At 69.5% G+C, this 18,415-nt stretch carries 15 protein-coding genes; 7 read left to right on the forward strand and 8 right to left on the reverse strand.

All coding sequences use genetic code 11. The features are described 5' to 3' along the window. Window positions 1-3: 3 nt before the first annotated feature. The 4 genes from ACJ8AN_RS12675 to ACJ8AN_RS12690 all read left to right on the forward strand — a co-directional run bounded on the left by ACJ8AN_RS12675 (window position 4) and on the right by ACJ8AN_RS12690 (window position 5,588). On the forward strand, window positions 4-1,872 hold the full coding sequence (locus ACJ8AN_RS12675; protein ID WP_407755571.1) for a hypothetical protein: 1,869 nt from the start codon (window positions 4-6) through the stop codon (window positions 1,870-1,872). A gap of 104 nt (window positions 1,873-1,976) precedes the next feature. After that, window positions 1,977-3,047: a nicotinamidase gene (locus ACJ8AN_RS12680; RefSeq protein WP_407755572.1), complete on the forward strand. Its 1,071-nt coding sequence runs from the start codon at window positions 1,977-1,979 to the stop codon at window positions 3,045-3,047. A gap of 41 nt (window positions 3,048-3,088) precedes the next feature. Next, window positions 3,089-3,907, forward strand: coding sequence for a hypothetical protein (locus tag ACJ8AN_RS12685; protein WP_407755573.1), 819 nt, complete (start codon window positions 3,089-3,091; stop codon window positions 3,905-3,907). A 208-nt stretch (window positions 3,908-4,115) separates the two neighbouring features. After that, window positions 4,116-5,588: an ATP-binding protein gene (locus tag ACJ8AN_RS12690; RefSeq protein WP_407755574.1), complete on the forward strand. Its 1,473-nt coding sequence runs from the start codon at window positions 4,116-4,118 to the stop codon at window positions 5,586-5,588. Window positions 5,589-5,602: 14 nt separating this feature from the next. On the opposite strand, the gene ACJ8AN_RS12695 is transcribed toward ACJ8AN_RS12690, so the two are convergent. The 8 genes from ACJ8AN_RS12695 to ACJ8AN_RS12730 form a co-directional block, all read right to left on the reverse strand. Continuing rightward, a complete protein-coding gene (locus tag ACJ8AN_RS12695; protein WP_407755575.1) occupies window positions 5,603-6,124 on the reverse strand; it encodes a DUF3060 domain-containing protein in 522 nt (173 codons plus the stop codon). Between the two features lie 69 nt (window positions 6,125-6,193). After that, on the reverse strand, window positions 6,194-8,710 hold the full coding sequence (locus ACJ8AN_RS12700) for a cation-translocating P-type ATPase (protein WP_407755576.1): 2,517 nt from the start codon (window positions 8,708-8,710) through the stop codon (window positions 6,194-6,196). After that, window positions 8,707-9,213 carry a universal stress protein gene (locus ACJ8AN_RS12705; RefSeq protein ID WP_407755577.1) on the reverse strand — a complete coding sequence of 169 codons (507 nt, stop codon included), beginning with the start codon at window positions 9,211-9,213 and terminating at the stop codon, window positions 8,707-8,709. Before ACJ8AN_RS12705 ends, ACJ8AN_RS12700 begins: the two co-directional genes overlap by 4 nt. Before the next feature lie 23 nt (window positions 9,214-9,236). Further along, a complete protein-coding gene (locus ACJ8AN_RS12710; protein WP_407755578.1) occupies window positions 9,237-9,662 on the reverse strand; it encodes a universal stress protein in 426 nt (141 codons plus the stop codon). A gap of 285 nt (window positions 9,663-9,947) precedes the next feature. Next, a complete protein-coding gene (locus ACJ8AN_RS12715) occupies window positions 9,948-10,175 on the reverse strand; it encodes a hypothetical protein (RefSeq protein WP_407755579.1) in 228 nt (75 codons plus the stop codon). Window positions 10,176-10,194: 19 nt separating this feature from the next. Next, on the reverse strand, window positions 10,195-10,674 hold the full coding sequence (locus ACJ8AN_RS12720; RefSeq protein WP_407755730.1) for a tetratricopeptide repeat protein: 480 nt from the start codon (window positions 10,672-10,674) through the stop codon (window positions 10,195-10,197). Beyond that, window positions 10,671-11,063 (reverse strand): TIR domain-containing protein, encoded by a 393-nt coding sequence (locus ACJ8AN_RS12725; RefSeq protein WP_407755580.1) that lies wholly within the window; start codon window positions 11,061-11,063, stop codon window positions 10,671-10,673. Before ACJ8AN_RS12725 ends, ACJ8AN_RS12720 begins: the two co-directional genes overlap by 4 nt. Window positions 11,064-11,300: 237 nt before the next feature. Further along, window positions 11,301-14,807 carry a tetratricopeptide repeat protein gene (locus ACJ8AN_RS12730; RefSeq protein WP_407755581.1) on the reverse strand — a complete coding sequence of 1,169 codons (3,507 nt, stop codon included), beginning with the start codon at window positions 14,805-14,807 and terminating at the stop codon, window positions 11,301-11,303. A gap of 472 nt (window positions 14,808-15,279) precedes the next feature. On the opposite strand from ACJ8AN_RS12730, the gene ACJ8AN_RS12735 reads away from it, so the two are divergent. The 3 genes from ACJ8AN_RS12735 (at window position 15,280) to ACJ8AN_RS12745 (ending at window position 18,404) form a co-directional block, all read left to right on the forward strand. Further along, window positions 15,280-16,035, forward strand: a complete 756-nt coding sequence (locus tag ACJ8AN_RS12735) for a hypothetical protein (protein ID WP_407755582.1) — start codon at window positions 15,280-15,282, stop codon at window positions 16,033-16,035. Window positions 16,036-16,225: 190 nt separating this feature from the next. Next, a complete protein-coding gene (locus tag ACJ8AN_RS12740; RefSeq protein ID WP_407755583.1) occupies window positions 16,226-17,854 on the forward strand; it encodes a sigma 54-interacting transcriptional regulator in 1,629 nt (542 codons plus the stop codon). 178 nt (window positions 17,855-18,032) lie between these two features. Beyond that, window positions 18,033-18,404, forward strand: a complete 372-nt coding sequence (locus tag ACJ8AN_RS12745; RefSeq protein ID WP_407755584.1) for a hypothetical protein — start codon at window positions 18,033-18,035, stop codon at window positions 18,402-18,404. The last annotated feature ends 11 nt before the right edge of the window (window positions 18,405-18,415 follow it).

Here is an 18,415-nt window from a genome sequence, read left to right on the forward strand (position 1 = left end):
GCCATGGACGTGTACCTCGAGGGAAAGAAGCTCCGGTTGGACCCGACGAAGGCGCTCGGCAAGGGCGGCGAGGCGGATGTCTTCGACCTCGGCGACGGGCGCGTGCTCAAGCTCTTCAAGCCTCCCGAGCACCCCGACTACGACAACCTCCCCGGCGAGCAGGCCGCCGCGCGCGCCCGCATCGCCGAGCACCAGCACAAGCTGGCCGCGTTCCCCAAGCCACTGCCCGCGCGCGTCATCTCTCCGCAGGCGCTCGCCACGGACAAGAAGGGGCAGACGGTGCTCGGCTACGCCATGCGCAAGCTCGAGGGCGCCGAGCCCCTGCGCCGCTTCGGTGACCCGGCCTTCCGCCGCGCGGGCGTGCCGTCCTCCCGCGTCGCCGGGCTCTTCCAGGGCCTGCACCGCTCGCTCTCCGCGCTCCACGGCGGCGGCGTGGTGGTGGGCGACTTCAACGACCTCAACATCCTCGTCACCGGCGACGACGCCTGGCTCATCGACGCGGACAGCTTCCAGTTCGGCCGCTACCTGGCCACCGTCTTCACCGAGAAGTTCCTCGACCCGCTGCGCCTGGGGGGCGCAACCCAGGGGCTGATGCCCTCGCGCCCGGCGTCCACGGACAGTGATTGGTATGCCTTCGCCGTCGCGCTGATGCAGAGCCTCCTGTGCGTGGGGCCCTATGGCGGCATCCACCGCCCCACGCCTCCCGCGCCCAAGGCCACGCCCACCGCGCGCGTCCTCCAGCGCCTCACCGTCTTCCACCCGGAGGTGCAGTACCCCAAGCCCGCCACGCCCTTCGGCGTGCTCCCGGATGACCTGCTGCACTGCCTGCACCGCGTGTTCGTCGAGGACGCCCGCGGGCCCTTTCCGCTGCCGTTGCTGGACTCGCTGCGCTTCACCGTGTGCGCCTCGTGCGGCGTGGAGCACGCGCGGGCCTCGTGTCCCACGTGCCGCCCGAGCGCCACGGCCACCACCACGCCCGTCACCACCGTGCGCGGCCAGGTGGTCGCCACCCGTCTCTTCACCACCGAGGGCGTTCTCCTCCAAGCCTGTGTCGAGGACGGCGTGCCGCGCTGGCTGTACCACGCGGATGGGGCCTACCGGCGCGAGGATGGCTCGGCCGTGCTCCAGGGGTTGTTGGACCCCTCGCTGCAATGGGCCCTCCAGGGTGCCGTCACGCTGGTGGGAAAGGGCGGGGAGTTCGCGGTGCTCGCTCCGGGACAGCGCCCCGAGCGGCTCGGCGTGGATGCGCCCGAGCAGCGTCCGGCCTTCGCGGCGAACGCGCGCCACCGCTACTGGGCGCATGCCGGTGCGTTGTGGCGGGACGGGGCCTTCGGTCCCGAGCGCCTGGGCGATGTGCTCGCCGGACAGACGCGCCTCTTCGTGGGGCCGCGCTTCGGGCTCGGCTTCCACCGCGCGGGCTCGCTGCGAGGCGCCTTCGTCTTCGACGCCGAGCGCCCCGGCCTCAAGGATGGTCTGGCCCTGCCGTGGCCCTCGGGCCGGCTGGTGGACGCGGAGGCCGTCTTCGAGGGCTCGCACTGCTGGCTCTTCCTCGCCGAGGAGACGGGCGGGCGCACGGTGCACCACTGCGTGGTGGTGGGCGCGGATGGCGCGGTGAAGGCGAGCGCGAAGGGCGAGGCGGGGGATGGCTCGTGGCTCGGCTCGCTGCGGGGCAAGTGCGCCGCGGGGGAGGCGCTGTTCGCCGCGACGGACGCGGGACTGGTGCGCGTGGAGCTGCGCCAGGGCCGGCTCGAGGTGGTCCGCGAGTTCCCCGACACCGAGCCCTTCGTCGACGCGGACAGCCGCCTCTTCCTCACGAAGCACGGGCTCACCGTCGTGCGCCACCAGGACGTCACCGCCCTGCGCATGACCTGACACCCGGACGTACCCCGGGGCGGCCCCGAATCGGGCCACCTCGGCTTGACATGGTGTAACTAGGACACTATGTTGGTGTTGTCGGAACACGAAGGGGGACGCACATGAAGAGCCAGTCGAACCTGAAGGAGTTGCCGCTTCCGTCGTTCTACAAGGCCGCCAACGCCAGCTCGTACGCCTACGGGCCCAACGCCATGGCCGTCCAGTCCGAGTCCCACGCCTGGCGCGCCGCCCACGGCCTCTCTGTCGCGGCCACCGACTCCTTCAACCTCCACCTGCTCCTCATCGACGTCCAGAAGGACTTCTGCTTCCCCGAGGGCTCCCTCTACGTCGCCGGCCGCTCGGGCCGCGGCGCCATCGACGACAACCGCCGCATCGCCGAGTTCATCTACAAGAACCTCGGCGCCCTCACCAACGTCACCACCACGCTCGATACCCACTTCGCCTACCAGATCTTCTTCCCGTCCTTCTGGGTCGATCAGAACGACCAGCCCCTCTCCGCCTACCGCGAAATCACTCGCGAGCAGATCGAGCGCGGCCTCGTCCGCCCCAATCCCTCCATGGCGAAGTGGCTCTGCGGCGGCAACTACCCCTGGCTCCTCAAGCAGGTGAAGTACTACTGCGAGGAGCTCGAGCGCGCCGGGAAGTACACCCTCTACCTGTGGCCCCCGCACTGCCTGCTCGGCAGCGATGGGCATGCCATCTCCGGTGTCGTGCAGGAGGCTCGGCTGTTCCACTCGTTCGTCCGCGGCGCCCAGTCCTGGGCCGAGGTCAAGGGCGGCAATCCCCTCACGGAGAACTACTCCGTCATGCGCCCCGAGGTCCTCACCCGCCACGACGGGCAGCCGCTGGCTCAGCGCAATACCCAGTTCCTGAAGACCCTGCTCACCGCCGACGCCGTCGTCATCGCCGGTCAGGCCGCGAGTCACTGCGTGAAGAGCTCCATTGATGACCTGCTCGGGGAGATTCTCGCCCAGGACGCCGCGCTCGCTCGCAAGGTGTACCTGCTCACCGACTGCATGTCCGCCGTCACCGTCCCCGATGGCAAGGGCGGTTTCGCCGCCGACTTCACTCCCCAGGCCGACGCCGCCCTCAAGCGCTTCGCCGATGCCGGGATGCACCTCGTGAAGTCCACGGACCCGCTCGCCGCCTGGCCGGATCTGCGCATCTCGTAGTCCTGTGCGGCTCGTTCCTCTCATTCTTCCCGGAGGCTCAGATGAGCTCCTCGTCCAGCAATGGCAATGGCAACAGCTCCAGCGTCAATGTCTCCCAACTCTTCCAGGCCGCTCACGCCGAGGGCGTCCTCAGTCCCGCCGCCCTCCAGGCCCTCACCGTCGTCGACCTCGGCGCTCAAATCCAGGCCGGCCTCGGCATCAGCGTCGATGACGTCCAGGCCTCCGAGGTCGTCCTCGTCACCGTCATGCCCGATGACTCCGGCTCCATCCAGCACTCCGGTCATGCCCGCACCGTCTGCGATGGTCACAACCTCGTCCTCGATGCCCTCCTCTCCTCCCAGCAGAAGGACGGCATCCTCTTCCACACCCGCTACCTCAACGGCTTCGTCCTCAATCCCTTCCGGCCCCTCGAGGACGTCGTCCGCATGCACTCCAAGAACTACGACGCCGACAAGGGCACGCCCCTCTATGACCAGGCCGTCGTCCTGCTCGGCACCGTGCTCGCCAAGGCCCAGGAGTTCACCCGCAATGGTGTCTCCGCCCGCACCGTCACCCTCCTCATCACCGATGGTGCCGATTGCCACTCGCAGAGCTCCCGCGCCCGCGAGGTCGCCGCGCTCGTGAACGACCTGCGCCGCGCCGAGAATCACATCGTCGCCGCCATGGGCATCGACGACGGCAGCACCGACTTCCGCAAGGTCTTCCGGGAGATGGGCATCGAGGACAAGTGGATCCTCACCCCCGGCCAGAGCGCCCAGGACATCCGCAAGGCCTTCCAGGTCTTCAGCCAGTCCGCCGTCCGCGTCAGCCAGGGCGCCGCCAGCTTCAGTCGCACCGCCCTCGGTGGCTTCGGCGCCTGAGCGGGGGCTCGCTCCTCCCTCCGCTCACAGCCTGGCGGCTCCCCCTCCAGCCGGGCGCCGCCTTCCGGCTTCTTCCGGACACATCTTCTATTGCTGAGAAGGGACGGCGCGGAGCCCCGCGCCGCCGTGTCTCCGGGAGGAATCGCGTGGACCTCCGCAGCCCTCACCCCGTGCCGCATGGTGGTTGGTTCCGTCGCCCGGAGGCGCCATGAGCCTCAAGCGCGTCCTCACCGCGGCCATGGCCGCGCTCATCATCCTGTCGCTAGGCGCCGCCGCCTCGCTCGTCGTCCTGACGAGCTACTTGCACCGCACCACCGCGAGCATGGGCGATGCCGTGGAGGGCGTGCGGCTCGCCGAGGCGCTCCAGGTGGACCTGCTCACCCTCATCCGGCTGCCCGAGCCCACGCTCCGCCTGCCCTCGGATCCCCAGGACTCCATCACCCGGACCGAGACCACCATCCGCGGCCACCTCATAGAGGCCCAGCGCAATGCCCAGACGGCGCAGGAGCGCGCCCTGCTCGACGAGGCCGAGCGCTCCATCTCCGAGTTCTTCCGCGCCCGCGAGAGCCTCGGCAACGTGTCCACGCTGGAGATGCGCCGGGTGATGGGCCCGCGCATGGACGCCGCGCTCTCCTCGTTGGACCGGCTCGTCGAGTTCAACGTCAACGAGGCCCGGGCCATCCAATCCCAGGCGGACCGGTGGGACCAGCTCGCCAACCTGTACGGCGGGACCGTGGCCGCGCTCCTGGTGCTCGGCGGGGTGGGGATGCTGCTGTGGCTACGCCGCTTCGTCTTCCGCCCCCTGCTCCACACCAGCAGCGCCATGCGCCGCTTCGGCTCCGGCCGCAGGCGCACCCGCGCCCCCGTGGAGGGCCCCGCCGAGCTGCGCGACATGGCCCACACCTTCAACGAGATGGCCAACTCCCTGGCGCGCCAGCGGGAGGAGCAGCTCACCTTCCTGGCCGGCGTGGCGCACGACCTGCGCAACCCGCTGTCCGCGCTGAAGATGTCCGCCGCGCTCGTCACCTCGGGCCGCCCCGTGCCCGAGGAGCGGATGCAGAAGACGATGGCCCTGGTGCGCCGCCAGGTGGCGCGGTTGGACCGGATGGTGGGAGACCTGCTCGACGCCACGCGCATCGAGGCCGGGCGCTTCGAGCTGAGCCTGGAGGAGCGCGACGCGCGCGAGCTGGCCACCTCGGTGGTGGAGCTGTACCAGGCCGGGAGCTCCTCGCATGACCTGCGGCTGCTGCTGCCCGAGGAGCCCGTCATACTCAGCTGCGACGCCATGCGCGTGGAGCAGGTGCTGCACAACCTGGTGAGCAATGCGCTGAAGTATTCGCCCACGGGCAGCCTCGTGGAGGTGTCCGTCGCCCCCGAGGGGGACGAGGCGGTGCTGGCCGTGAAGGACCAGGGCATCGGCATCTCGGCCGAGGAGCTGCGCCACCTCTTCGCGCCCTTCCGGCGCACGGGCAAGGCGCGCGAGACTGCACCGGGCGTGGGGCTCGGTCTGTCCGTGGCCCGGAGAATCGTCGAGGCCCACGGAGGCCGCATCGAGGTGGACAGCCGCCCCGGCGTGGGCTCCACCTTCCGCGTCTGCCTGCCCCTGTCCCACGCTCCGGCCCACGCGGGGGAGGCCCGGCCCGGGGACCCCGCCCCGAGCCCGGCCGATCCCGTGCACTGAGCGGCGGCTCGCGCTCAGCGCGCCTGCGTCACCTTGTTGTCGACGCCCGAGCGGTTCACCTTGGGCTTCTTGCCGCCCACCGCGCGCTTCCACGTCACCTCGTTGCCGCTGCCCGTCACGTCGATGGTGGCGACGCCCTCCGCCTTCACCTTGTTGTTGGCGCCGCTCACGTTGATGCTCTTGCAGTCACCCGTCAGCGTCACCGTGTTGTCGCTGCCGTTGACCTCCACCTCCGTCTTCGGCGTGCAGCGGTGCGTCGCGTTGCCGCCCATGCCGGAGACCTCGAGCTTGTCGTCCGCGGGCTTCTCGTCACCCTTGGCGCCCTCGTCCTCGTCCTCCACATCGGCGCCGCCCAGCGAGTCCGCGTCGGCGTCGTCGGTCTTCACCGTCGTGTTGCCCGCCTTCACCTGGACCTCGGTGTGGCCGTTCTTGTTCACCTTCACGGCCGTGCGGCCCTGGGCCACGCCCACGGCGGGCACCAGCAGGAGACTCGCGAGCACGCCGGACAGCACCGTTCCACGAACGAACTTCGACATCGTGCACCCCTCCCTGTGAGGTCACGGAGGCCGGGGAGGGCCTCCGCCGCGGCGCAATCAACACGCCCCTCACGGGGAGCGCAATGGTGACGAAGCGCCATGCGTCCAGCGGCGTACGAGCTTGGACACCTCCAGCACCGACACCGGGATGAGGCCCAGCGCGAACGCCAGCCCCAGCTCCCACGGGTACAGCTCGCCCAGGCCGAACAACCCCCGCGCCGAGTGCAGCTCGTAGAGCCCGAGCTGCAGCCCCACCGAGAAGAGGACGACGCCCAGCAGCACCCGGTTGGTGAGCGGCCCCACCTCCCAGAAGAGGCGCGTGGGGCTGCGCGCGGCGAAGGCTCTCAGGAGCTCGGCGAATACCAGCGTGGAGAAGGCCAGCGCTCGCGCACGTTCCAAGTGCCAGGTCGGGTCCGCCCAGATGAAGACGCCCAGCACCACCGAGGCCTCCAGCGCTCCCACCAGCAGGATGTGGCGCCACTGGGGCGCGCCGAGCATCGGCTCGTCCGGACGCCTCGGCGGATGCGCCAGCAGCTCCGAGCGCGCCGGATCCATCACCAGCGCCAGCGCCGGCAGGCTGTCCGTCACCAGGTTGATCCACAAGAGCTGCAGCGGCAGCAGCGGCAGCGGCAGGCCCACCAGCGAGGCGGCGAACATCACCACCAGCTCGCCCACGTTGCCCACCAGCAGGTACACCAGCGTCTTGCGGATGTTCTCGTAGATGGCACGGCCCTCGCGGATGGCCGTGATGATGGTGGCGAAGTTGTCGTCGGTGAGCACCAGGTCCGCCGCCTCGCGCGTCACCTCGGTGCCCGTGCGCCCCATGGCGATGCCGATGTGCGCCTCGCGCAGCGCCGGAGCGTCGTTCACCCCATCGCCCGTCATCGCCACGATTTCGCCCCGCTCCTTCCAGCGCCGGACGATGCGCAGCTTGTCCTCGGCCGTCACCCGCGCGTGGATGCGCTCGGCGGGGTCCTCTCCCGGCAGGAGGATGCCCAGCTCGCGGCCAATCGCTTGCGCCGTCTCCGGGCTGTCTCCGGTAATCATCACCGTGCGCACGCCCGCCGCGCGCGCCGCCGCCACCGCCGCCACCGCCTCGGGCCTCGGCGGATCCGCCATGCCCACCAGCCCGAGCAGCTCCAGTCCCTCCTCCTCGGGCCCCTGGCCGCGCGCCACCGCGAGCACCCGCAGGCCCCGGCTGGCCAGCGTCCGCGCCGCCTCGGTGGCGCCCTCCGTACCGCTGGCGCACCGGGGCAGCAGCACCTCCAGCGCGCCCTTCACGTAGAGCGCCCCGTCCGCGCGCAGCACGCTCATGCGCTTCGTCTCCGAGTCGAAGGGCCGCACCAACACCCTCGGCCGGTCGCGTTCGAGCTCCTCGCGGTGGATGCCGTGGGCGAGCGCCGCGCGCAGCAGCGCCAGCTCCGTCGGGTCTCCCGTGCCCTCCTTGCCGTCCGGCCCGAGCGACGCGTCACAGCACGCCGCCGAGGCGAAGAGGATGGCGTCGGAGTGGGTGCCCCACACCTCGCGCACCTCCATGGTGCCCGTGGTGAGCGTGCCCGTCTTGTCCGTGCACACCACCGTCGCCGAGCCCAGCGTCTCCACCGCCTGGAGCCGGCGCACCAGCGCGTGCCTCGCCGCCATGCGCTGCACGCCCATGGCCAGGGCGATGGTCACCACCGCGGGCAGGCCCTCGGGCACCGCCGCCACCGCCAGCGAGATGGCCGACAGCAGCACCACCAGCCACCCGTTTCCGCGCCACAGGCCCAGCGCCGCCACCAGCACCACGATGGCCACGCACGCCACCAGCAGGGTGCGCGTCACCTTCTCCAGCCGCTGCCCGAGCGGCGTCTGCGTGTCGCTCGTCGACGCCAGCAGGTGGGCAATCTTCCCCAGCTCCGTGCGCATGCCGGTGGCCTGGACCTCGGCCACGCCCGTGCCGCGCGTCACCGCCGTGCCCAGGAACACCGAGTCCGTGCGCTGCGCCAGGGCTGCGTCCGAGGCCACCGGCCGCGCCGCCTTGTCCACCGGCACGCTCTCGCCCGTGAGCGCCGCCTCGTTGGTGGCCAGCGCGTGCGCCTCGAGCAGGCGCGCGTCCGCGGCCACCACGTCTCCGGCCTCCAGCAGCAGCACGTCCCCGGGCACCACCTCCGAGGCCTGCAGTTGCACCGCGTAGCCGTCCCGCATCACCCGCGACCGCGGCGCCGTCATCGAGCGCAGTGCCAGCAGGGCCTTCTCCGCCTTGAACTCCTGCGCGAAGCCGATGAGGGCGTTGAGCACCACGATGGCGCCGATGGCGATGGCGTCCGCGTGCTCGCCCAGCAGCGCCGACACCACGCACGCCCCGAGCAGCAGGGCAATCATCGGCGAGCGGAACTGCTCCAGCAGCACCGCCCAGGGCGAGCGCGTCTGCTCGCGCTGGATTTCGTTGCGCCCGTGCTCGGCCAGGCGCCGCGTGGCCTCGGCCCCGCTCAGCCCCAGCGGTGCCGCTCCGGCGGCGTTGAGGGGCCGCGGCGTCCCAGGCACGTCCGGGCCGGGCAGGGTCCGGGAGGCCTCCTGCTGGAGAGGAGTGGGAGGCGGGCCGTTCATCCCTGGGCTCCCAGCGTCGAGGGCGCGAGCGCCTCTTCCAGCTCCTCCTCCGCGCTCTCCTGTGGGGTGCGCGCCTTGAGGGGCACCTCGGGCACCACCATCAGCGGCTTGGGGCAGTGGCTCAGCAGCGTGTCCGCCACGCTCCCCAGCAGCGTGCGTGCGAGCGTTCCCCGCGCCCGCGTGCCCACGATGACCAGGTCCACGTCCTCCGCCCCGGCCGCCTGGGAGATGGCCTGTGCCGGATCGCCGTGGAGCACGGAGGTCTCGGTGGGCGGCCCGCTGCGGCCGGTGAGCTGGCGCATCTCCGCGAGCAGTCCGCCCGCGTAGTCCTCGCACGCGTGCTCGAAGGCGGCGAAGTCGGTCGTCTCGCCCGCGGCCACGGACGGAGGCAGCACGTGCACCAGCGTCACCCGAGCGCCCACGCGTCCGGCCAGGTCCAGCCCCACGCGCGCCGCCTCGCGTGCCACCTCGGTGCTGTCGACCGCCACCAGTATCCGCCGCATCTCGCGTCCTCCGGGTCCGCTGCTCATCGCACCACCACCACCGGCTTGCTGCTCGTGTGCACCACCTTGGTGGCCACGCTGCCGAGCAGCAGCCGCGCCATCGCTCCCTGTCCCCGGCTCCCCATCACCACCATCTGGATGTCCGGCAGCTCCGAGCGGTCGTAGATGGCGATCGCCGGATCTCCCACGTCCAGCTCCGTCTCCACCGCCACGCCGAGCGGCCGGGCCTTGTCCGCCAGGGACTCCAGCAGGTGGGTGCCCTCGGCCTGGAGGGAGTGCTGCAGCTCGGAGAGCGTCCCCGGGCCACCGCCGCCCACGGAGAGCGCCACCTGCGGCATGATGTTCAGCAGGACGATTCCCACTCCCAGCTTCGCCGCCAGGGACGCGCCGAACTCCAGGGCGCGCAGCGACGGAGGAGAGCCATCGACGGCGATGAGGACGCGAGCCATACCCCGCTCCATTCCATGTCCCGTGCCAGCGCTGGCCCCAGGCACGGGCCCGGTATGACACGGGCGAGCGCGCAAGGGCTGCGTGCCGCACGGCCAGGGCGCAAGCGTTGCGCGCTTCCCGCACCTTCCTTTCAAAGATGCACATTCCGCTCCGCCGGAGCCGGGAGGCGAGGGACGGGGGCCCGGCCCGGCAAGAGGCGCCTGCCCGTCTGGTTGGAGCATGGGCGGGGAGACGGTGACGCCGATGCGGGTCCGGGACGGCGCTCCGGCACGGTACGGAGAGCGTCAACTCCCGGTGACGATGAGGCGCTCGCGAACCTGTCGCTGGAAATCGGGGAGGGTTTCGGGTGCTCGCTTCAACAGCCAGTCGAGGTACCGCTCGAAAAGGTCCCAGCCCGCGGTGACATCCCCGAGCTTTTGAGGGGTGTTGAAGAGTCCCCAGGCAAGCTGGGTCGTGATCAGGTGCTGATTTCCGTAGATGCCGTGAGCTGTTTCGAGCGCCTGCTGGAACATCCGCCGCGCACCTTCGAAGTCACCCCGCGACGAGCCTTTCCATGAGGCTGCGGGCAGCTGGAAGGTCCTTCATCCGCAGGAGTGTCCCGGCTAGGTTGTGAGCGGCCTGGAGTGTTTGCAGGTGTTCTTCACCCAGTGCACGCTTGAGCCCTTCGTACGCGAGCTCTCCCTGCTTCCTGGCCTCGAGCAACTCCCCTTGATGCTTGAGCGTTTCGGCAAGGCTCAGCCTCGTCTCGAGCGTCGCATGGTGGTCGTTCCCCAGGACCTTCCTTCGGCCGTTCAATACCTGCTCGTGGAGGGTCTGGGCTCGGGACGGGTCCCCTTGCTGATGAATCGTCGACGCCAGATTGCCGTTCGCCAGCAAGGTCTCCGGGTGCTCTTCTCCGAGCAGTCGCGTTCGCGCCTCGAGGACCTTCTCCTGGAGTTGGCGTGCTTCCGGGAAGCTGCCGCGCTCGAAGCAGGATTCCCACTGAGAAACCCAGCTCGGCCTGACGCTCAGCGAGGGCGGGAGTCCGGGCCCAACGCAACTGCTCGGTGGTTCAGATCGAACGTGGAGCGGCCGGCGGGCGGGAGTGCGACCACGAGGTGGGCCAGGGCGCTCTGCTTCTCCTCTTTCGAGGCACCTGGTGCGAGCGCCAGCAGGGGGGCGAGTGCGGCGCGCAGCTCCCACCGGCAGTACCAGCTCTGGAAGTAGGCCTCGTCGACGAAGAGGACCACGACCCTGGCGTCGAACAGCGCCTCCACCAGATGGCGGGGGAAGTGCTCCTCCACGTCGATGTCCGTCGTGTCCAGGAAGGCCTGTCCGCCGGGACCGCCCAGTGCCGCCTGGGCTAAGCCAGATGGGGTAAGTCCTGTCAGGGGGGAGGCTCCGGGCGCGTTTTCCCGCAACTGGTCCGATGGTCGTACCAGTCGGGACGAAGCGCGACCGGAAGGGGCCTCGTTCTTCGCGCCGAGAGCACCCTGACAGGACTTTCCCCACCTGGCTTGGCGCGAGGCTCGTCCTACGTGCGTAGGAGATGAAGACGGGAGGGCTCATGGGTGGAGGGAATGCGGCGAGGGTGCGGCCTTGCTCGATGAGCCTGCGTCCACGCCAGGTTCCAGGCCTGGGCGCGATGCGGCTTCTCCTCAACCTGACTTGAGGGGAGCGAGGGCCTCCAGGTTCTTCCGGCAGATGGATTCGCCGAGATGGTCATCCAGCTTCTGGCAGAGCGGCAGGGCCTGTTCGAAGTATTTCCGGGCTTCATCGGGAGCGGAGCAGGCCAGCGCGACCCGGCCGAGGTTGCGGAGGCAACTGGCCTCTCCGCTGACGCTGCCCAGGCTTCGATAGACGGGCAGGGCTCTGTCGAACCTCTTCCTGGCTTTTTCGTAGTCCGCGCAAGCCAGGGCAATCTTTCCCAGATTGCGGAGGCAATTGGCACGATTGCGGCTGTCGCGCTTCTGCTCGTACAGGGGGAGGGCCACCTCGAAGCGCCGCTGGGCTTCCTTGAGGTCCGTTCGCTCCATGGCGACGATGCCGAGATTGAAGTAGCAGTGGGCTTTGTCCCGGTCGTCGTCCACCAACATCAAGGCCTTCTCGAAGCACCGTTGGGCTTCTTCGAGCTCGGTGCGGGCCAGGGCGATTTCTCCGAGGTAGCGAAGGCAGCTGGCTTCGCCGGGGGGGCTCACCCCCTTGCGGTACGACCCCAGTGCTTCTTCGAAGTCGCGCTTCGCCTCATCGTGTTGCGCGCGCTCGTACGCCGCCAGCCCGCGCTCGAACAGCCGCTGGGCGGCGTAAACGTGATAGAGCCGATGGGTGGTGGGCGACGGTAGCCCGGGGGGGCGTGGGTCCGCACCATCGTCTTCGACGCGTTGTGCGGCCGTATGCTGTTCCGTCAGGATCGCGGACAGGGACAGCTCCGGGGGCAGGGCCCGGATGAAGCCGGTGGCGTCGAGGTCTTCTCCCAGCAGGGTCGGGGCGACGGAGTCAACGAGCCCGACCTGTTCCAGGTGGTGATGACACCGGGACTCACCCTCGGTGTCACCGAGACTCTGATAGAGCGACAGTGCCGCCGCGAGATGTTGCTTCGCCCTCCCCGGATCGAGAAGTTTCAGGGAGATCTGCCCCAGGTACCGGTGGCTGCTGGCCTCCCCGCCAATGCTGCCGGCACTCTGATAGCGGGACAGCGCCTTCTCGAAGTGCTGGCGGGCCTCCGCATACTCCTGCCGCGCCAAGGCGATCTCACCCAGATTGCAGACACAACTGGCTTCGCCGAGGACGCTGCCGGCGCGCTGATAGCGCGGCAGTGCTTCCTCGAAGTACTTGCGGGCCTTCTCATGCTCATGGCTCGCGAGGGCAAGCTCTCCCAGGTTGCGGATGCAATTGGCCTCGCCGAGCACGTCCCCCACGCGCTGATAGAGGCGGAGCGCCTCCTCGAAGTGACGATGGGCTTCGTCGGGCTTGGACGTCGCCAGTGCCAGCTTCCCCAGATTGCGGATGCAGTGGGCCTCTCCGAGGACGCTGCCCACTCGCCAATAGAGTCGGAGGGCCTCGTCGAAGTGCTGGCGGGCCTCCGGGTAGTTCGTACGGGTCAGCGCGAACTTCCCGAGATTGAACGTGCAGTGGGCCTGGTCGTGGATGTAGCCCATCCGGCGGGCGGCCTCACGTGCGCTCTCCAGCAGTTGGGGTGTCCCCAATCCCGAAAGCACCAGGAACTGTCTCAGCTCGAGCGCCGCTGTGATGGCCTTGTGAGGCTCCTTCTCCTGCAGGCCCTGGCGGAGCACCGATTCCAGATTGGCCATCTCGTCCGCGAGCTGGCGCACCGCGTCTCCGCCCCCATCGCGTCCAACGCGAGGGCCCAGGCTGTGGGCCATCGGCGCGTAGCGGGCGAAGAGGAGGGAGAGATCCGAGGCCTCGGGGGGATGGTGGTGGCTGACGTACGCCCTGACAGGAACCAGCATGCGCAGGCGCTTGTCATCATCGAAGGCCAGGCCCACCTCGCGCAGCGTCCGGGCGGCGCCGAGGGCATCCAACGATTCCTGCAACGTCTTCAGCTCCTCGTGCCTCATTCCCGCCGGCAGGAGGGCCAGGATGCTCAGCAGCCGCCGGGCATTGGGGTTCTTCGTCATGCGCCGGCTGCTGATGGACAACTCATAGGACGCATCCAGGCTCAGGAGCCGTCCTGTTCTCTCTCCTCGCTCAAGGACCGCGGTCCGCTTGCTCCGCCAGAGCTCCCAGATGCCTTCGAGGTTGGGCTCCACCTGAGAGATATGGGCCAACAGCCCGATGGCCAGGGGGATTCCATCGAGCACACTCAGGAGCTCTCCCAGGCGCGGATCGTGCTCGAACTGCTCTCCCGCGATGGCGAGGAAGGCGCGCTGCGCGTCTTCACGTCCGAGCGGCTTCAGCTCGATGGGCTTGCGCCAGGCAGGTCCAAAAGGACGGGCCTTCCCTCGTACCGAGGCCACGAGGGCCACGGGCTGGAGTGCGTCCAACTCGAGGAGCAACTGCTCGGTCTGGGAGCCATCCTCTTCCCAGGGCGTCTCCAGGTTGTCGAGAATGAGGAGCGTCGGTTCCTGCTCCAGCTCGGACAGCAGCCGCTCCCGCCGGTTGCGTCCCGGTGGAACCCGGAGGGCTCGTGCCAGCTGCGCGACCAGCTCGTCCGCGGTGCGGCAGATTTCACAGCGGACGAAGTAGCGGCGATCCCCGAAGCGAGCCACGACGCGGGAATCATGGAGTGCGGCGCTTGAGAGCGTGCTCTTTCCAATTCCCGCCGGCCCGAGGATGGGAGTGGCTTGGACCTTGGGCTCGAGCAACGTGGTGACGAGCTCCTCCAGGACGGTGTCCCGGCCGAAGCAGTACGGCGGGCGCGCGGGGAGCTTCTCTGGCTCTTCCAGATGGCCACTCGGACCGGTGCCATCCTCTGGAATGTCCTCCATTCCCGTGGTGAGCGCTCCCGAGGGGGTGGCCGGGACGAGAGAGCGCAGGAAGGGCCCCAAGGCATCGAAGTCCTTCCCATAGCCAACGGCGCGGATCTTCCCCGTCCGGGGGAAATCCTTCTCGAGTGCGGCGACATCTCCGTCCCGGACAAGGACGTAATGCGGTCTCGTCGACTTGGAGACGATCTTCTTCACCCAGTGGAGCATCGCTCCCATGTTGGGATCATCGAGCCCCGAGCCACAGCCCACGAACACAAGGGTTCGGAGCGAGCCAATGGCCTTCTCGATGGCTTGGGCATGCTCATCCCCGAGTATCCGCTCGTAGTCCCGGATACCGAGGATGACGGACTCGGGCACCTTCCAACTTCCGTGCAGGTGGAGAATGGCCTTCTGCTCTCCCTGGAGGGTGAGCTCGACTTCGGGTCCCTGCTGCCAGGTGACGGTTTCCAGTCCGGTGGCGTCTTCGAGCAGGTGATCATAGTTGGTGGTGGCCAGGGGGACACCCAGGTCCCGCAGTGCATGAAGCACGTCCCAGCGTTCCGCCTTCAGGTTCTTGAACGACTCGCTCAACCAGCTCCTGTACGTGCCCTTGTCGGGTGCGCCCAACTTGCGGCTGACGGCTTCCGCCGCGCCCAGGAGCTCATCGAGGTCTCCAGCGGAGAGTTGGTTGAGGACCCGCTCATCCCACCCGGAGTGGTTGACGAGCTTCTTGGCCATGCAGAAGGAGACCGCACTCTTGATGAGCCCCACCCAGGAAGCACAGGGGCTGGCGCGTGTCGCACCGATGGATACGCCGGAACCCACGATGATAAGGGTGTCCTTGCTTCGAAGGGCGGCTGCGACATCCTCCACGAGTGTTCGCGACACGTATTCCCCCGCCCGGTACGCCTGCTCTGAGTTGAGCCGTGAAGTCTGCCCCAGCCCGTTTGCGGAAGGAACCCGATCGGGGCCGACCGGCCTAGCTTGCGTCATCACCGCCGCGAGTGCACGAGGGCGTCGAGCTTCTTGATGGCCTCGACCATCAGTAAGGACTCTTCCTCCGGCAGTCGCTGTTCGTGCGAGGGTTCATCCACACGCTGGCCTCCCGATTCCGGGGCCAGGGAGTGGAGTGGGCTCCGAGGCTCGACGGGGCCTCGTCTTTGCTCTAGAGCGCTCGGGCCACATCCCCCCCTACAGGAGCGAAGAGAGAATGTTCCACGATGCCAGGCCTCGTCCGCGGTGGCTTCCGGTCACCGCCGTGCTGATGTCGCTGGTCGCGTGCGGTGGTCCCGAGGAGCAGGAGCCCATGCCGGAGCCGCAGCCGGCCGCCTGCACCCAGGAGACCTACGACGCGTCCATCAGCGACGCCGTCGAGCCCACCCAGGAGGACGTCGTCGACGGCCTGTGGGCGATTACCCCGGGCAATCCGAAGCTGTTCTGGAACGCGGACCAGAGCGCGGTGCGCATGGTCGCGTGGACCACGTACACGGGCTACGCGCAGGGCGACAACACGCTGTCGCGGGAAGTCTGGGTCACCGCGGTGCCGCAGCTCCAGGAGCTGTGCAAGACGCTGCCGGACGACGCGGCCCGCATCGTGCGCATCAACCAGTTCCTCGGCCTGCCGCCCGCGAACGCGTCCGACAACGGGCGTCAGTTCGTCGAGCTGTGGGTGAAGCCGGGCGACATGTTCCGCCCGTGCCCGGATCCGGAGATCTCCGACTCGGTGTGCGGCCTGCAGTTCCCGGCCGGCGCGTCCACCGAGCACAAGAACTGGTTCTCCAACAACTACGCCTCGAGCTACGGCTTCTGGCAGACGACGCGCTATCCGTGGACGGGCCTGGGCTACACCTATGACTGGTGCAGCCAGGACACGAAGCACGTGGGCGCCAGCGAGTTCGTCATCCGCCCGGGCTCGGTGGTCAACGTGACGGCCATCATCAACCGCGACACCTACTGCGCGCAGTAGGCCCGGCCAGGGGCACTCCTCGGGTGTTCGACGGGCCGGCTCGAACACCCCTTGTTGTTGCAACTGCTAACCGTATTGCAGGTTGAGAAGATGGGATTCGTGTCCCACCCTGTGGGTCTTCGGGGTGCGGACAACCCCGTACCGGGTCGGTGTACACTTCCCAACGGTGTTGCCGCCCCGATCGGGTCCCATGCAGCTGAAGATCTCCGACGACCTCTCGACGACCGCCGTGACCACGCGCGGCAAGGATGCGCTCGCGCCGCGCATCGTGCCGGCCCTGACCATCGTCTCCCACCCGCAGCCGCAGCGCATCGGCGAGCGGCTGCTGCTCGAGATGCTCGCCACCGTGGGGAGGACCGCGTCGCTTTCACGCAATGCGCCGGACTTCTCCCGCCCCGGCAGCCTGCTGGCCCTGCCGCTGGGAGACCCCTTCATCAGCCGCAAGCCCGTGCAGTTCGAGCCCGGGGCCCGCGGCGGGCTGCGGCTGCTCGTGCCCGAGGATGGGACGACGGTGCACGTGGCCGGAGAGGCCGTCACCGGCGGCCGGGAGTTCTCGCCCCAGGAGCTGGCCTCGGGCGTGCCGCTCGTGCTCGCCGAGCGCGTGGTGCTGCTGCTGCACCTGGCCTCCTTCTCCTCCGCGGCGGCGTCCGGCCCGGGGGACCTGGGCATGGTGGGCCAGGGCGAGGGCGTGCGCCGGGTGCGCGAGGACATCGCCCGCGTGGCGGACCTCCACGTGCCGGTGCTCGTCCGGGGCGAGACGGGCTCGGGCAAGGAGTTGGTGGCGCGCGCCATCCACCAGCTCAGCCCGCGCCGCGACGGCCCCTTCATCAGCGTCAACCTGGGCGCCCTCTCCAAGGAGCTGGTCGCCTCCGAGCTCTTCGGCGCGCGCAAGGGCGCGTACACGGGCGCCACCGGTGAGCGCGAGGGCTTCTTCCGCGCCGCCCACGGGGGCACCCTCTTCCTCGACGAGGTGGGCGAGGCCCCTCCCGAGGTGCAGGTGGCGCTGCTGCGCGTGCTGGAGACGGGCGAGGTGTTCCCCGTGGGTGCCAACGCCCCGGTGCGCGTGGACGTGCGCCTCATCACCGCCACCGATGCCAACCTCGAGGAGCGCATCCGCCAGGGCCTCTTCAAGGCGCCGCTGCTGCACCGGCTCGCCGGCTTCGAAATCCAGGTGCCCCCGCTGCGCGAGCGCCGCGAGGACATCGGCCCGCTCTTCATGCACTTCGCCCGCCAGGAGCTGGAAACCACCGGCGAGGTGCAGCGGCTGACGAGCGCGGATCCCCGCTCGGAGCCATGGCTGCCCGCCTCGCTCGCCATGCGCCTGATGCGCTACGCGTGGCCCGGCAACATCCGCCAGCTGCGCAACGTCGCCCGGCAGCTCGTCATCGGCAGCCGCGGCCTGCAGGGCCTGCGCATCGACTCGCGGCTGGAGCAGGAGCTGGACTCCGCCGCCATCCCCATCCCCGGGCAGAGCCTGTCCGCGCCCGCCCCGTCCACCGCCGAGGCGCCGGACGCCCTCGCGGAGAAGCCCACCCGGCGCAAGCCCTCGGACGTGGGCGAGCAGGAGCTGCTGGAGGCCCTGCGCGCCTGCTCGTGGGACCTCAAGGCCACCGCGGACCGGCTGGGCATTCCCCGCTCCTCCGTCTACGTGCTCATCGACAAGAGCACCCTCATCCGCACCGCCCGGGACTTGAGCCCGGAGGAAATCACCCGCTGCTTCCACGAGTGCCAGGGCGACCTGGACGAGATGGTGCGCCGGCTCGAGGTCTCCAAGCGCGCGCTCCAGCGCCGCGTGCGCGAGCTGGGACTCGGTGGCTGACACGTCCGCGCGGGCCTCGTGACGTGTCCATGACGCGTCCGCGGGGGCTCCGGCGTGACGGGGGCCACGGGCTTCCGAGGGCCAGCGCAGGTCAGGGCCGCTGGTACGGTGACTGCAACTTCCCTCCGGCAACGTTCATCTCAACGTCCCCGCGCGGGACATAGGAGCGCTCGTACCCATGCCCAACGTCCTCATCATCGAAGTCTTGTCCGATGCCGTCCGACCCAACCCCGCCGATGTCCAACAGGGCGACCTCGTGACGTTCCAGCTGGCGGACGACGTCCAGGGCACCTTCGAGGTGTCCTTCGACTCGGCCGACTGCTTCACCGCGCAGGGCCCCTTCACGCTGCAGAGCGGCTCCTCGCTGACGTCCCAGAGCGCTCACACGGTCGCCGCCTCCGCCGCGAAGGGCAACTACCCGTACACCGTCACGCCCGACGAGCACACGCGCAAGCGTTTTCCCCAGCATGAGACGAAGCGGGGCGACCTGGACGTGACGACGGATCCCCCTCCGCCCCCGAAGGACAAGAAGCCCAAGAAGGACAAGTAGGCACCCGGTGC

This window comes from Archangium sp., from assembly GCF_045802675.1.
GTDB lineage: Bacteria > Myxococcota > Myxococcia > Myxococcales > Myxococcaceae > Archangium.

Coding starts and splice junctions, on each gene's coding strand:
- ACJ8AN_RS12735 (WP_407755582.1), top strand. CDS start 15,280: ATGTTCCACGATGCCAGGCCTCGTCCGCGGTGGCTTCCGGTCACCGCC.
- ACJ8AN_RS12705 (WP_407755577.1), bottom strand. CDS start 9,213: ATGCGGCGGATACTGGTGGCGGTCGACAGCACCGAGGTGGCACGCGAG.
- ACJ8AN_RS12695 (WP_407755575.1), bottom strand. CDS start 6,124: ATGTCGAAGTTCGTTCGTGGAACGGTGCTGTCCGGCGTGCTCGCGAGT.
- ACJ8AN_RS12715 (WP_407755579.1), bottom strand. CDS start 10,175: ATGTTCCAGCAGGCGCTCGAAACAGCTCACGGCATCTACGGAAATCAG.
- ACJ8AN_RS12740 (WP_407755583.1), top strand. CDS start 16,226: ATGCAGCTGAAGATCTCCGACGACCTCTCGACGACCGCCGTGACCACG.
- ACJ8AN_RS12710 (WP_407755578.1), bottom strand. CDS start 9,662: ATGGCTCGCGTCCTCATCGCCGTCGATGGCTCTCCTCCGTCGCTGCGC.
- ACJ8AN_RS12680 (WP_407755572.1), top strand. CDS start 1,977: ATGAAGAGCCAGTCGAACCTGAAGGAGTTGCCGCTTCCGTCGTTCTAC.
- ACJ8AN_RS12685 (WP_407755573.1), top strand. CDS start 3,089: ATGAGCTCCTCGTCCAGCAATGGCAATGGCAACAGCTCCAGCGTCAAT.
- ACJ8AN_RS12730 (WP_407755581.1), bottom strand. CDS start 14,807: ATGGCCAAGAAGCTCGTCAACCACTCCGGGTGGGATGAGCGGGTCCTC.
- ACJ8AN_RS12700 (WP_407755576.1), bottom strand. CDS start 8,710: ATGAACGGCCCGCCTCCCACTCCTCTCCAGCAGGAGGCCTCCCGGACC.
- ACJ8AN_RS12690 (WP_407755574.1), top strand. CDS start 4,116: ATGAGCCTCAAGCGCGTCCTCACCGCGGCCATGGCCGCGCTCATCATC.
- ACJ8AN_RS12675 (WP_407755571.1), top strand. CDS start 4: ATGGACGTGTACCTCGAGGGAAAGAAGCTCCGGTTGGACCCGACGAAG.
- ACJ8AN_RS12745 (WP_407755584.1), top strand. CDS start 18,033: ATGCCCAACGTCCTCATCATCGAAGTCTTGTCCGATGCCGTCCGACCC.